Raw genomic sequence first — 14,861 nt, forward strand, 5'->3', positions numbered from 1 at the left:
TAAATAAAAAATTAACGGATGAAAAGAAGAGACTTTCTCAGATATACTGCTCCTGCTGCTATATTGCCAGCTTTTATTAATGGCTTTTCTATTAAAGCATTTGGACAATCTCCATTACTGGATGCGCTGAATGCTGCTACAGATAATGATCATGTACTGGTGATGATTCAGCTTACCGGCGGTAATGATGGGCTGAACATGGTAATCCCATTGGATGTATATGGTAAATATCAGGCAGCGCGTTCCAATATTGCCATTGCAGAAGGGAAGGTGTTGCGCCTCGCAAATTATAACAAGGCAGGCCTGCATCCGGCGATGAAAGGTGTACAGCAATTGTATGATGAGGGAAAGGTGTCCGTGATCCAAAGTGTGGGATATCCATCTCCCAATTATTCCCATTTCAGGGCTACCGATATCTGGGTAACAGGTTCGGATGCCAACCAGGTGCTAAACAGCGGATGGGCTGGCCGTTACCTGGACAAGGAATTTGCCAATTATCCGGTTGGTTTTCCGAATACAGATATGCCCGACCCATTGGCAATACAGATAGGTTCTATCGTATCTCCGGCTTTCCAGGGGCCGCTCATGAATATGGGGATGGCTATAACAAGTGCTACCAGCTTTTACGATCTGCTGAATGACAGACTGGACCCGGTACCCAATACCAAAGCTGGTACCGAATTAAAATACATACGTCTGATTGCGCAACAAACAGACGATTTTGCTTCCAGTATTAAAAATGCGGCGAATAAAGTAACTAAGCAAGGAGACTATCCTGCTAATAATTATCTGGCGGATCAATTAAAAATAGTAGCCCGGTTGATTGCAGGTGGTCTTAAAACACGCCTGTACATGGTAAGTATGGGAGGCTTTGATACCCATGCCAGCCAAACAAATACAGGAGATACGTCTACCGGAACGCACGCCAATTTGCTTGGCAATTTATCTGCAGCCATCAAAGCGTTTATGGATGATCTTACTACCCTTAAAGCTTCTAAACGCGTGGTAGGGATGACGTTTTCGGAGTTTGGCCGCCGTATAAAATCTAATGGGAGTGTGGGGACAGACCATGGTGCGGCAGCTCCTATGATCGTTTTTGGAGATTATGTATTGCAGGGCGTTTTAGGGAATTCCCCAGCTATGCCGGATGCAGCTTCTGTAAACGATAATATTCCTATGCAGTACGATTTCCGTTCTGTATATGCCTCTATACTGGAGCAGTGGTTTTGTGTAAAGCCGGAAGACCTGTCTACTATCCTGTTGAATGACTATCAGCGCCTGCCCATTGTAAGTGGTATTGCCTGCGGGCTGATCACCGGTGTGCCCGACCCGGTACAAAATGCGGGAATCAATCTTATCACTAATAATCCCAATCCCTTTACCACAAAAACATCCATTGTATACAAGACGAGCGGCGGACATACCATGATACAGATCTTTGATACAATGGGCCGCCTGGTGAGTGTGCCGGTTAATATGGTGCAAACACCGGGGCAATACACTATTACTTTTGATGGGGAATACCTGGCTAATGGCATCTACTATGCCCGTTTCCAAAACGGTGCAGTACAACAGGTAAGGACAATGCTAAAAGTTAGATAAGTACACAGCAGGTAATACGTTTTAGCTTGATTTACTTGTGTTTAAATGGAAATTAATATCATTTTTTCTGTTATGGATAGGTCATAGTTATTCTTGCGCAACATTGTTGCAATTAATTACTACCTTTGCTCCGGATTAAATAGTCCTTAAATCTAAGTGCTGTAGCACATGCTATCAATAGACCACTGTATCTTTAATACAGGTTTTGTCAGGTGAATATTGGATAAGTAAAACTACCGGCATCAGCAGCTGAAAGTGAAAAAGCAACGATTACATAAGATACTGGCATACTTTCTCTTGAGCATTTTTGTGTTTCACACAGCTCCGAGGGAATTTATACACCAGTTTGCAGGCCATGATGATACGATGGACGTGCATGCTTTGCCTGGTACTGTCAGCTTTTCTGTTCCCCATACGCACTGTGATTTTCTGCAAATAGAGGTGGCGCCTTTCGAGCCTGCCAGCTATTTTTATACCGCTCCAATACAACAGGTGGCATGGATATTTGCCCAGCCGTTTATGCCTGTCGTGAAACACATACCTTACCGCGACCTGTCTCCAAGGGCGCCTCCAGCATACCTGATCTGAATTTCTTCGCTGTACAATCATCATTGTACCTGTTATGATTTATTGGCTGCCAGTTATCCTGTAACCGCAATGCAGTAAAGGCATTACTACAGGTAAAACTTGTGCAGGCAGCTGTTATTATTGATTATTTTATTTTTCTTATATGCATTATGTACGCATAATTGTCAGTGGATTATTAGGGATGCTGCTGTTGCTACAGTTGCCGGTACTGGCGAAAGGAGGCCCTGAGGAAGGGGGCTATGATAATTCCTTAAAGGGTAAAGTACTGGACAAATCATCACATACTCCTTTGGTAGGAGCTACAGTTTATTTACCGGATTTACGGGTTGGGGTAGTCGCTGATGCAGCGGGAGCGTTTTTTATCAAAAACTTGCCTAAAGGAAAATATGCGGTGGAGATACATTACATAGGGTATGCCGGATATACAGAAGTGGTAAATATCAATGGTGCTACTACGGCCAACTTTGAATTATCGGAAACACTGATTGAGAAAAACGAGGTAGTGGTGACCGGTGTAAACCTGGCTACTTCCGTTAAGAAAAATCCTACTCCCATTAGTGTTATTCGTAAAGAATATCTGGATGATAATATTGCTACCAATATCATAGATGCCATTTCCAAGGTGCCAGGGGTAAGCCAGCTATCTACCGGACCGGCTATTTCCAAGCCTTTTATCCGGGGATTAGGGTACAACCGGGTAGTAGTAGTAAGTGATGAGGTACGCCAGGAAGGCCAACAGTGGGGTGATGAGCATGGCATTGAAGTGGATGATTATAATGTGAACAAAATCGAGATCCTGAAGGGACCAGCTTCTCTTATATACGGATCAGATGCGCTGGCAGGTGTTATTAATATTATGCCTCCTCCACCATTGCCACTTGGCAAGGTGAAAGGAAATGTAGCAGCTAATTATCTTAGTAATAACGGGATGATAGCTTATCATGCTGATATTGCCGGTAATCAGAATGGATTTAGCTGGAGTGCCTTTGGTACACAAAAATGGGCACATGATTATAAGAATAAGTATGATGGCCCGGTATTTAACTCCCGTTTTAATAATACCAATTATGGTGCTACCATCGGTATTAACAAAGAATGGGGATATTCCCGTCTGAGTTTTACTTCCTTTAATCAAAACCTGGGCCTGGTAGAAGGGGAACGCGACAGTGATGGCCGGTTTCTGAAACCGGTAAATGATAATGGCACCGCAGATGAAACAGTTGCTACAGATAGCGATTTTAAGTCGTATACTATGAGTGTACCTAAACAGAAGATCGTACATCAAAAGCTAGTATGGGATAATAATCTGTATCTGCATAATGGTGGAAGATTGGGAGTTACCCTGGGCTATCAGCAAAATGAACGTAAGGAGTTTGGTAATGTATTATTGCCGGATGAGCCGGAACTTTATCTGCAACTGCGCACATTTAATTACAGCCTGAAATATTATTTACCGGAAATGCATGGCTGGCAAACGACAGTAGGGGTAAATGGTATGCAGCAGCAAAACAAAAACCTGGGAGAAGAATTCCTGATTCCGGCGTATAACTTATTTGATGTGGGAGGATTTGCTATTACCCGTAAGTCATTTAATAAGCTTACCCTGAGTGGTGGTCTGCGTTTTGATAACCGTTCTTTGCATACAAAATCTCTTTACCTGGATGAGGATGGCAAACCGGTGAATGCACCTAAGGATAATGGTACTACCCGCTTTATGGCGATAGACCGTAACTTCTCAAATGTATCCGGTAGTGTAGGCCTCAGCTATGAAGCCAGTGAAAGAGTGACCTTGAAACTGAATGCCGCCCGTGGATTCCGTGCCCCTAACATTTCAGAACTGGCGGCTAACGGTGTGCATGAAGGAACTATTAAATATGAATATGGTAACCGGGATCTGAAGCCGGAAGTAAGTACACAAATTGATGGGGGAGTTGAATTTAATACGCAGCATGTGTCTATGACAGCCAACCTGTTTTACAATCATATCAATAATTTTATTTTCTCACGCAAGCTGGTTAATAGCGCAGGCGCAGATTCCATTCCTGCTGAAAATAATGAAGAACAATATGCAGCGTTTAAATATCAGCAATCAGATGCTAATTTATACGGAGGGGAATTTATGCTGGACATTCACCCGCATCCTATTGACTGGCTGCATTTTGAAAATACGCTTTCTTATGTAAGAGGGGTAGCTGCTAATGGAACGGACTCTACCAGGTACCTGCCTAATATTCCTGCTGGCCGCTGGGTATCTGAGCTGAAAGGAAAGTTTAAGAAAGCAGGGTATTTGCAGAACATTTATGCCGGAGTACAAATGGATATGACCTTCCGGCAAAACAATGTGTTTACGGCGTATGAAACGGAAACGCCTACCAGTGGGTATACTTTATTGAATGCCGGTGTAGGTGCTGACATTGTGAATAAACATAGTAAAACATTATTCTCCCTGCATTTTGCTGTAAATAATTTTACCGATGTAGCCTATCAGAATCATCTCAGTCGTTTAAAATATGGTCCCGTAAACGAGGCGACCGGCAGAACCGGGGTGTTTAATACAGGACGTAATTTCAGCATAAAACTGGCAGTGCCACTTGAATTCAAATAGTTCATAGGTATTTTCTTATTTACTTCCAGGGTGTTTCAGTTTTGAGACACCCTATTTTTATTCTCATACCTGATGAGGAGGGAGGGCTGTCTGGCACTATACTTAGTGTAAGATTAACAATATCCTATTATGACAACCGGAGCGGCATCTTTTACGTATGTAAAGTAGTTCATGCCCCAGGCGTAAAATGTAAAAATAATGTTAAAGCGCTTGCAAACTAGATAAGTTGTTTGTATTTTAATTTAATATAAAAGAAATAATTAAAATAATTTATAACTTTGCTCTCGCTAAAGTAAAGAATGCTAATGTGCGATTACACGGTGGACACCAACCATTTGAGCGTGTAATACCTATTACCTTCGTTTAATTATTCTAGTTATATCATGCAGTGAACATTTTCCCTCAACGTCTATTTCTTCTGTAGTTTAGTGCCCATAAAAATATTCAAGATTTATCTGACAAATGGTTCAGATTTTGGTTGAAAAAAATAGGGGCTGTATTTACAGCCCCTGATTTTTATATTATTTTTTTAAAAGATAATTATTGTTAGTGTTCATGCTGAGATGCTTTATCCGCGGGTAGATTGGCGGTATCTTCATCATAGTACACAAAGAAATACAGGTAAAGTGTTCTGGAAAAGCGCATGAGCCATGGCTGAAAGATGATTAATATAGCGCAGTTTACTGCCAGCCAGATAAAGACGCTGTTATCCCTCCAGCTGATGCCGAAAAATAACCAGTACCATACCAGGTTAAATACAGACAATGCTACAGACAACGCATAACTAACATATCCTGTACCAAACCAAAAGCCCGTTTCCAATTCAAATTTCTGATCACATACCGGGCATTTCTCATGCATGTTGAATATCCTGGAAAAACGCCAGTGAAAAGGATTTTTATCACGATACATATCACCCTTCCTGCACCGGGGGCACTTCATGGTTAACATGCTGAGAAAATAATTAGGATGTTTATGCTTCATGATGCTAGATAAAATTATGCCCGCAAAGTTACGTTTTTTAACTGGCAGTTTTAAGTAACAGGTGCTCATTTCATGTCAATAGCTATTTAGTGGCCATTGTCAGTTATACGCTTACTTCCTGTTTTCTTTCTCCTATCTGCTGACGCCACATCGCATAATAAAGCCCTTTTTCTGCTACCAATTCGTTGTGGGAGCCGGTTTCAATGATTTGTCCTTTTTCCAGTACATATATGCGGTCCGCATGCATAATGGTAGACAAACGATGTGCAATCATTACCGTAATGTGCTCCCGGCTGGAAGTAACTGCCCGGACTGTTTTGGTAATTTCTTCCTCCGTGAGTGAGTCCAGGGCTGAGGTAGCTTCATCAAATACCAGCAACCGGGGCCTGCGCAACAAGGCCCGGGCAATGGATAAACGTTGTTTTTCGCCCCCAGATATTTTTATACCGCCTTCTCCTATCACCGTATCAATACCATTCTCTGCGCGTGCCAGCAAGGAGTAACAAGCTGCCTTGTTCAGCACATCCATGATTTCTTCATCCGTAGCACCGGGATTCACAAACAGCAGGTTTTCCTTGATACTGCCGGAAAAAAGCTGGGTATCCTGGGTTACAAAACCCACCTGGTGGCGCAATTCCTCAATATCAATTTCCTGTGCGTCGGTACCATTGTATAGTATTTTTCCCTCATTAGGTTTGTATAATCCTACCAATAGCTTTACCAGCGTGGTTTTTCCAGAGCCGGATGGGCCTATGAAGGCAATGGTTTCACCGGTTTTAACTTCAAAACTGATTTGATCCAGGGCTTTATTGTTGGCCGTAAGATGTTTGAAGCCCACTTGCTGAAAGGCCAGGTGTTGCAGGCGATTCACCTTTACAGGGTGAGCCGGCATTACTTCTACGGGAGTGTTTAAAATACTCTGGAAGTTCAGCAGCGATACCTGTGCCTCGCGGTAAGACAGAATAATATTGCCCAATTCCTGCAAAGGTCCAAAGATGAAAAAGGAATATAACTGAAGGGTAAATAGCTGCCCCACACTCACCTTATCCTTATAAATGAAATACAGCAGTAAAAACAGGATACTTTGCCGTAACAGGTTTACAAAGGTTCCTTGTACAAAGCTGATACTCCGGATGCTGCGTACTTTTTTGAGTTCCAGCAACAATATTTTTATAGTAGTGGAGTTCAGGCGCCTTATTTCCTGATTGGTAAGCCCAAGGCTTTTTACCAGTTCTATGTTACGTAATGATTCTGTAGTAGCCCCTGCCAGCATCGTGGTTTCCTTCACGATCGTTTTCTGGATTGTTTTTATTTTTTTACTCAGTACATTCATCAGGATACCCAGCAGAATAGTGCCTCCAAAATAAACAGGCACCAATGTCCAATCCACCCGGAATGCGTAAATCATCACAAATACTACCCCTACCAGGGCAACAAAGAGCACATTGATAAAGGAGGTAATAAACTTTTCACAATCGATCCTTACTTTTTGAAGAATAGCGAGGGTTTCTCCGCTCCGCTGATCTTCAAACTGCTGATAAGGCAAACGCAGGGAATGTTTTAATCCATCGGTATACACCTGTGCGCCAAACTTCTGAATGATCACATTCACGAAATAATCCTGGAAAGCCTTGGCAATACGGGATACCATAGCTACTCCAATAGCTGCCAGCAACAAGAGGATAACGCCATTTACATATTCGCTCTGGGAGCGGAGTACGCCTGTTTCTCCTGCTTTTACCACGTCGGTTGTTTTAGGATGGGAGGCATACTGGTCAATGATTTTACCAAATATGTAAGGATCCAGGAGCGAAAATACCTGGTTTATAGTGGCCAGCAACAGTGCCAGCGCAATCAGCCATTTATAGTTTTTTAAATACCGGAGTAATAGTTTCATCTGTAAATTAATTGTCTTTTGTTAGTCGTACGATGTCTGCCTTCCACTTCAGGGTGGGATACTTGCTTTTTTATGTTGATCGGTGCATTCCCGGAGTTCAAATGCCTTGTTTTCCGGTTATGAATACAGTTCTTTGCCAGCTGGCAGGGGTTTTACTGTCAGGTGTGCTTTTTACCAGGTTAAATACCTGGCGCAAAGTTAAGGTAAAACACCTAATTGCGTGTTGTAACATCATTAGGATAAAGTACTGGTAATTTTGCGCAAAATACGTTAACTTAATAGTAAGTTATTAACCAGTTAAAGAAACATCCCGGAAGCAGCTATTCCAACGTATTCCGGGGATAAAATAAGCTATACCAGCAAGGTTTAGTACAATAGGAGATCTTACTCCTGCAGCATAAGGCACTATTACTCCGGCATTCCACGGCTCCCATTTAAAAGACAAAACTTTTACAGATGAAAGCGTATGATGAAAAACACATCAAAAACATTGTATTGTTAGGCGCAGCCAAGAGTGGAAAAACTACCCTGTGTGAAACCATGTTATTTGAAGCGGGTATTACTCATAAGCGCGGTACAGTGGAAGAGAAAAACACCTTGTCAGATTACCATGAGGTAGAGCATGAGCGGGGTAATTCTGTATATGCCACCTGCCTGCATACGGAATGGCGGGACTATAAGATCAATATCATTGATACCCCTGGCCTGGAAGACTTCATTGGCGAGGTGATTGCTGCTATCCGGGTATGTGATACCGCCTTATTGCTCCTGCATGCCCAATATGGGGTAGAAGTAGGCACAGAGCTGATCTGGGATTATGTGGATACTTATAAGAAGCCTACTATGCTGGCAGTCAATCACCTGGACGCAGAGCAGGCCAATTTTAATAAAGCTGTAGAGGATGCCCGCCGTATTCTCGGATCTGCGGTTACTGTTATGCAATACCCTGTTAATCAGGGTATTGGTTTTAATGGGATTATTGACCTGCTGAAAATGACTTATTATAAGTTCCCGGAAGCAGGCGGAAAGCCGGAAAAACTGCCTATTCCGGAAAGTGAAAAGGAAAGGGCTGAGCAGTTGCACAATGAGCTGGTAGAGAAGGCGGCAGAGAACGATGAACAGTTGATGGAATTATACTTTGAAAAAGGTAACCTGGACGAAGATGAATTACGGAAGGGGCTGAAGATAGGTATGTTGAAACATGACGTATTTCCTGTATTCTGCCTGTCTGCTGTGAATAACATGGGCAGCGGGCGACTAATGGGTTTTATTGATAATGTAGCACCCTCTGCCATTGAAATGCCACCGGAACGTACCGAGGATGGGAGGGAGGTGCCCTGCGATCCTGCAGGGCCGGCATGTTTATTTGTATTTAAAACGCTGCTTGAAACGCATATCGGGCGGCTTTCTTTTTTTAAAGTACTTTCCGGTGAAGTAAGGCAGGGCGCAGAGCTGATCAATGAAAAAGGGAATACTACGGAACGGCTGGGACAATTGTTCATTGCGGATGGCCGGAACAGGAATCCTATAGACAGATTACGTTCCGGCGATATTGGCTGTACCCTGAAACTAAAGAATACATTTACCAACCATACCTTATGTGATAAGAATTTTAAGGGGCAGATAGCCCCTATAAAGTACCCGCCTCCTAAAGTAAGGGTAGCTATTGAAACCAAGAGTAAAAGTGATGATGAGAAACTGGGCGAAGTACTGAGCGAAATCCACATGGAAGACCCTACACTGGAAATTGAATACAACCGGGAGCTGAAACAGATCATCCTGCATGGACAGGGGGATTTACACCTGCTGGTTACCAAATGGAGACTGGAAAACATTTATAAGATGGAGGTTGACTATCTGACGGCAAAGATTCCTTATCGGGAAACTATCCAAAAACCGGCGATGTCGTCTTACCGGCATAAAAAGCAGTCGGGTGGGGCAGGACAGTTTGGAGAAGTGTTCATGAAAATAGAGCCTTATTTTGAAGGGATGCCTCCCTTTAAGGAATTTACGGTAAGGGATACAGAAGAAATTGCATTGGATTGGGGGGGCAAGCTGGTTTTTAATAACTGTATTGTAGGAGGGGCTATCGATAGCCGTTTTTTGCCTTCTATTCTTAAAGGGGTGATGGAGCGCATGCAGGAGGGACCGCTAACGGGGTCGTATGTACGTGACGTGCGTGTGAGTGTATACGATGGTAAAATGCATCCGGTAGACAGCAACGATATCTCTTTCAAGATAGCGGGCATGATGGCGTTCCGGGAGGCTTTTCATCAGGCAGCGCCTCAGCTGCTGGAGCCGGTATTTGATCTGGAAGCCACAGCACCGGATGTTATGATGGGAGATATTATGAGTGAGTTGCAGAGCCGCCGTAGTGTTATCACCGGCATGGACTCCCTGAATGGGTATCAGGTAATAAAAGCCCGTACACCACAGGTGGAGTTGGATAAATTAATAGCTGCCCTGCGCAATGTAACGCAGGGAAAAGCTAAAATAAAAGCTGTATTTGCAGAGTATGCACCCGTGCCACCAGAGCTGCAGCGTAAGCTCAGCGAAGATTACAAGAAAACAGAAGAAAGTGTCTAAACTCTCTTTAAATACCTATTGCCAGCAAGTATACTTAACATAGGCGGTCTATCAGCCACCCCATTTCTCTTTATCCAGGCTGCGGAATTGTATAGCTTCTGCCAGATGAGGTGTTTGTATCTGTTCACTGCCTTCCAGGTCTGCTATGGTACGGCTCACTTTCAGGATACGGCTATAGGCTCTTGCTGAAAGCTTCATAAAATCCATTGCTTTTTTTAACAGCGTTGCTCCTTCCTGATCTGGTGTACATATGGTTCTGAGCAGATGACTGTTCATCTGTGCATTGCAGTAAATGCCAGCATGGTCAGCAAAGCGGGCTGTTTGTATTTCACGTGCTTTAATGACTCTCTCCCGGATAGATTCGCTTTTCTCTGTTTCTTCCGTACTGGATAATGCAGAAAAGGGAGTAGGGGTAACTTCTACGTGCAGGTCTATACGATCCAGTAATGGCCCCGAGACCCTGTTTAAATATTTCTGTACTGCGCCAGGCGGACAGGTGCAATCTTTCTCTGAGTGATTGTAAAATCCGCACTGACATGGATTCATAGCTGCAAGTAATAAAAAATTTGAAGGGTAGTCAATTATGGCTTTTGCCCGGGATATTGTGACCAGTCTTTCTTCTATTGGTTGCCGCATTACTTCCAGCACTTTGCGGCGGAACTCCGGAAGTTCATCTAGGAATAATACGCCATTGTGCGCCAGGGAAATTTCGCCGGGCTGTGGAATGCTGCCACCTCCTACCAGCGCAGTATCGCTGACGGTATGATGTGGAGAGCGGAAGGGACGCCTGGCGATAAGGGAAGTATGAGCCGGCAGCTTACCTGCAACGGAATGTATTTTAGTGGTTTCCAATGCTTCGTTCAGGCTTAGTGGTGGGAGTATAGTAGGGAATCTTTTGGCAAGCATGGTTTTGCCTGCACCTGGCGGACCTATCAGGATTACATTATGCCCTCCGGCAGCGGCTATTTCCAGTGCACGTTTAATATTATACTGCCCTTTTACATCAGCGAAGTCAACATCAAAATCGGCCTGAGCGGCTAAGAATTCCTGCCGGGTATCTACTATTACCGGTTGTAAGGATTGGGGCTGTTCAAAAAAATGGATTACTTCCCGCATATGGGATACGCCATATACTTCCAGTTCATTTACCATAGCGGCTTCCCTGGCGTTTTGTTTAGGTAGTATCAGTCCTTTAAAACCATCTTTGCGTGCCTGTATGGCAATAGGAAGTGCTCCTTTAATGGGTTGCAGCGTACCATCCAGGGAAAGCTCACCCATTATAATGTAATCAGCGAGCTTGTCGGCAGGCATTTGTTTAGAAGCAGCAATAATGCCTAATGCTATGGGCAGATCATAAGCGGAGCCGGCCTTTTTAATATCTGCGGGCGCCATATTTACGACCGTTCGTAACCGCGGCATCTTACAGCCGAGGTCAATAATAGCAGACTCTATTCGCCGCTGACTTTCTTTTACGGCATTATCGGGAAGGCCTACAATATAGAATTTGGTTCCTTTGGGGGCTACATTTACCTCTAAGGTAATGGTGATGGCTGCCACGCCTTGCACGGCGCTGCCATAGGTTTTAACAATCATAATGGATGCAATTGGTTGATTTATACCAAGATAACGAAAAATCCTGATGCAGCCAATCCGCAGTGTCCCTGTTCATGAAAATGAATGCCTGTTTACCGGAAGGTCACAGGTCTGATGGTTATTTAATTTCCTGCAACAGATCGAGCACCTTTTCCCGTTTTAAAATGAGGTACCCTATTTTTTCTTTTGCAATACCATCTTTCAGCTGATAGGTAAATTGCAGGTCATCATCAATCACTTGAGATTCGAAATATTTAAAGAGGATTTTGGACTCCTTTTGCAGTTCATCTGCTATCTCATATAAATGGGTAGAGAGGATAAATAAACAATTGGTACTGCGTAAAAGGCCGCGAATAACAGCCAGAGAACAGTTCCTGGCATCTTCCACATTGGTGCCTTTAAACATTTCATCTATCAGTACCAGCCAGTTTTTGCCATTGTTGATCTGAATGATGGTGTTTTTAATACGCTGTACTTCACTGAAAAAATAACTTTCTCCCTTAAAAATATTATCCTGTACCTGTATGTTGCTGAATATACCATGGAAGAAGCTCAGCTGCATTTGTTGTGCAGGTACGCCCATGCCTATATGAGCCAGGAAAACAGCCACTCCAATGGCTTTAATGAAGGTAGTTTTGCCCGCCATATTGGCGCCGGTAAGAAACAGGAAATGAGATTGCTGATCCAGTGTAATATCATATGCTACCGGTTGCGGAATAATCAGGTGATACAACTGTTGTGCAGCAATAAATGGTTGTGGTTTATTTTCAAAAGTGGGGAACTTTAAATTATAATGTTTGATGGCTTTGGCCATAGCATAATAAGCATCCAGTTTTTTATACAGGTCCAGCAGTTCCCATACCAGCTTCTTATGTTTTTTACGGATATGATGATCGTAACGCAGAATTTCCCGGTTGGAAATTTTGCCGCTATCATCCGCCTCCAGGATTTCACTAAAGTCGCGCAGGTGTAACAGGTGAGCTGCACGATCCAGCAGGTATTTCAGTTCTTTGGGCGTTTTATCTGAATTAAAAGTTTCAACAAAGGCGCGGAATCCTTTCACCAGGTTGACCAGTTGTGCAAAGGAAAATTTTATAAAGCCATTATCCGGTGCATACATCGTCTTATACAGCAGGGTACTGATCGTCAATGATAAGCCTTCTGTACTGGAAACCGGTTCTATCTGGGCCTCCATATAGTTTTCCACTACTACAATGGTGCCGTTGGAAATAATAGAGGGCCATTTATCTTCCTGTTCCAGGATGTATTGCAATGCCCGCTGGCGGTTTTCTATTGCGGTGATATCCTGCAACGGGGTGCTGAACAGCTTGCGTAAATAATCCCTTCCACCTGTGGTAGTTGTAAAATCCAGCCGGTGAAACAGCGAAAATTCTTCATCCCGGTTAAAAATTGACAGGTCATAGTAGGAGGTTTTGTCCAGTTGCATGCAGGATATTTTTAGTGAATATACGTTTTGCTATAAAAAAATACTATTGGATAGATGCAGGGATGAGAAAATTCCATAAAGAAAATGGACCACAGGATATCATTATATTCTGTGGTCCATTGTATAAAATAATAAAACGATGATAATATGAGGGGCCGACTATATTATAGCCTGCAACTATCTGGCAAACAGTAGTCTTTGACCTTTAACACTTTCGTTAAACTGTCCATTTTCGTAGGCCAGGTGTCCATTAACAAAAGTATGGGTAATGGCCGCCGGGAAAGTATGTTCTTCAAACGGACTCCAGTTGCATTTATAATAAATGTTTTCTTTGGTAACGGTAGTAGCCTGTTGCAGATCCACTATTACACAATCTGCAAAATACCCTTCCCGGAGATAGCCTCTTTCTTTTATCTGGAAACAGATAGCGGGAGCATGGCACATTTTTTCCACTACCTTTTCAATAGTAATGTTGTTTTTGTTCACATATTCCAGCATCAGCAGCAGGCTATGTTGCACCAGGGGCACACCGGAGGGGGCCTGTAAATAAGGCTGCGCTTTTTCTTCCCAGGTATGGGGAGCATGATCCGTAGCAATAATATCCAGGCGATCATCCAGCAAAGCCTGCCATAGCGCATGTTTATGATGGGGCGCTTTAATGGCAGGGTTACATTTGATCAGGTTGCCATAGCGTGCATAGTCATCGGCAGTGAAATGCAGGTGGTGCACGCATACTTCTGCTGTAATACGTTTTTCTGCCAGGGGCAGCATATTGCTGAACAGCTGCAATTCATTCTCGGTAGAGATATGCAGGATATGTAAGCGGGAATTATATTTTTTAGCAAACTGGATAGCTACCAGAGAGGATTCGAAGCAGCCTTCTTCATTGCGGATCAGCGGATGATCAGCAGCGGTGAGTTGATCGCCTTTTTCCTGGATGAATTTTTCCATGTTGCGGCGGATGATATTTTCATCTTCGCAATGGGTAGCAATCAGCAGTTCTGTTTCTGTGAATATTTTTTCCAGGGTGAGGTAGTTATCCACCAGCATATTGCCGGTAGAAGATCCCATGAATATTTTGACCCCGCAAACGGTTTCTTTTTTATCGTTGGTTTTCAGCACTTCTTCCACATTATCATTGGCTACTCCCATAAAGAAGGAATAGTTAGCCAGAGAATGTGCTGCACCGATCTGGTATTTTGCTTCCAGTAGTTCCTGGGTAAGGGCAGCAGGTTTGGTATTAGGCATTTCCATAAAGCTGGTTACACCACCAGCTACCGCAGCGCGGGCCTCCGTATAGATAGTAGCTTTGTTGGTAAGTCCTGGTTCCCGGAAATGCACCTGGTCATCAATTGCACCCGGCAGTAAGTGTTTGCCTTCTCCGTTTATCTCGGTGAAATTACCGGTAGCTTCAATCTGCGGGGCTATTTTTTCAATCCGGTTACCTTTAATCCATACGTCTTGTACCGTAGTGCTGCCTTCATTTACGACAGCAATATTCCTGATCAGATAGTTTTGCATGCCGCAAAGATAGCAAAGTTTGTAATTGGCCGTTTGTG

General features: G+C 43.4%; 9 protein-coding genes. 4 read left to right on the forward strand and 5 right to left on the reverse strand.

Annotated features, from left to right (window positions below; genetic code table 11):
- Nucleotides 1-18 precede the first annotated feature (18 nt).
- The 3 genes from ABR189_RS27080 to ABR189_RS27090 all read left to right on the forward strand — a co-directional run bounded on the left by ABR189_RS27080 (nt 19) and on the right by ABR189_RS27090 (nt 4,795).
- Nucleotides 19-1,602, forward strand: a complete 1,584-nt coding sequence (locus tag ABR189_RS27080) for a DUF1501 domain-containing protein (RefSeq protein WP_354663647.1) — start codon at nt 19-21, stop codon at nt 1,600-1,602.
- Between the two features lie 255 nt (nt 1,603-1,857).
- Nucleotides 1,858-2,190, forward strand: a complete 333-nt coding sequence (locus ABR189_RS27085; protein ID WP_354663648.1) for a hypothetical protein — start codon at nt 1,858-1,860, stop codon at nt 2,188-2,190.
- A gap of 142 nt (nt 2,191-2,332) precedes the next feature.
- On the forward strand, nt 2,333-4,795 hold the full coding sequence (locus ABR189_RS27090) for a TonB-dependent receptor (RefSeq protein ID WP_354663649.1): 2,463 nt from the start codon (nt 2,333-2,335) through the stop codon (nt 4,793-4,795).
- Between the two features lie 546 nt (nt 4,796-5,341).
- Here the strand turns inward: ABR189_RS27090 and ABR189_RS27095 are convergent.
- Together ABR189_RS27095 and ABR189_RS27100 are read right to left on the reverse strand one after the other, a co-directional pair.
- Complete coding sequence (locus ABR189_RS27095) at nt 5,342-5,779, reverse strand: DUF983 domain-containing protein (protein ID WP_354663650.1); 438 nt, start codon at nt 5,777-5,779, stop codon at nt 5,342-5,344.
- A 103-nt stretch (nt 5,780-5,882) separates the two neighbouring features.
- Nucleotides 5,883-7,676, reverse strand: coding sequence for an ABC transporter ATP-binding protein (locus ABR189_RS27100; RefSeq protein ID WP_354663651.1), 1,794 nt, complete (start codon nt 7,674-7,676; stop codon nt 5,883-5,885).
- A gap of 456 nt (nt 7,677-8,132) precedes the next feature.
- Between ABR189_RS27100 and ABR189_RS27105 the strand changes: the two genes are divergently transcribed.
- Nucleotides 8,133-10,262: an elongation factor G gene (locus ABR189_RS27105; protein WP_354663652.1), complete on the forward strand. Its 2,130-nt coding sequence runs from the start codon at nt 8,133-8,135 to the stop codon at nt 10,260-10,262.
- Between the two features lie 51 nt (nt 10,263-10,313).
- Here ABR189_RS27105 and ABR189_RS27110 read toward each other — a convergent pair whose 3' ends face one another.
- From ABR189_RS27110 to ABR189_RS27120, 3 genes are all read right to left on the reverse strand, one after another.
- Entirely contained in the window at nt 10,314-11,855 is a 1,542-nt protein-coding gene (locus ABR189_RS27110; protein WP_354663653.1) for a YifB family Mg chelatase-like AAA ATPase, read from the reverse strand.
- Nucleotides 11,856-11,973: 118 nt separating this feature from the next.
- Nucleotides 11,974-13,302: a MutS-related protein gene (locus ABR189_RS27115; protein WP_354663654.1), complete on the reverse strand. Its 1,329-nt coding sequence runs from the start codon at nt 13,300-13,302 to the stop codon at nt 11,974-11,976.
- 177 nt (nt 13,303-13,479) lie between these two features.
- Nucleotides 13,480-14,823, reverse strand: a complete 1,344-nt coding sequence (locus ABR189_RS27120) for a dihydroorotase (protein ID WP_354663656.1) — start codon at nt 14,821-14,823, stop codon at nt 13,480-13,482.
- Nucleotides 14,824-14,861: the final 38 nt, after the last annotated feature.

This window comes from Chitinophaga sp. H8 (genome assembly GCF_040567655.1).
Classification (GTDB): Bacteria; Bacteroidota; Bacteroidia; order Chitinophagales; family Chitinophagaceae; genus Chitinophaga; species Chitinophaga defluvii.

Bases quoted from the DNA above. Each gene is read 5' to 3' on its own strand.
- ABR189_RS27080 (WP_354663647.1), top strand. From the start codon at position 19: ATGAAAAGAAGAGACTTTCTCAGATATACTGCTCCTGCTGCTATATTG.
- ABR189_RS27090 (WP_354663649.1), top strand. From the start codon at position 2,333: ATGCATTATGTACGCATAATTGTCAGTGGATTATTAGGGATGCTGCTG.
- ABR189_RS27095 (WP_354663650.1), bottom strand. From the start codon at position 5,779: ATGAAGCATAAACATCCTAATTATTTTCTCAGCATGTTAACCATGAAG.
- ABR189_RS27100 (WP_354663651.1), bottom strand. From the start codon at position 7,676: ATGAAACTATTACTCCGGTATTTAAAAAACTATAAATGGCTGATTGCG.
- ABR189_RS27105 (WP_354663652.1), top strand. From the start codon at position 8,133: ATGAAAGCGTATGATGAAAAACACATCAAAAACATTGTATTGTTAGGC.
- ABR189_RS27110 (WP_354663653.1), bottom strand. From the start codon at position 11,855: ATGATTGTTAAAACCTATGGCAGCGCCGTGCAAGGCGTGGCAGCCATC.
- ABR189_RS27115 (WP_354663654.1), bottom strand. From the start codon at position 13,302: ATGCAACTGGACAAAACCTCCTACTATGACCTGTCAATTTTTAACCGG.
- ABR189_RS27120 (WP_354663656.1), bottom strand. From the start codon at position 14,823: ATGCAAAACTATCTGATCAGGAATATTGCTGTCGTAAATGAAGGCAGC.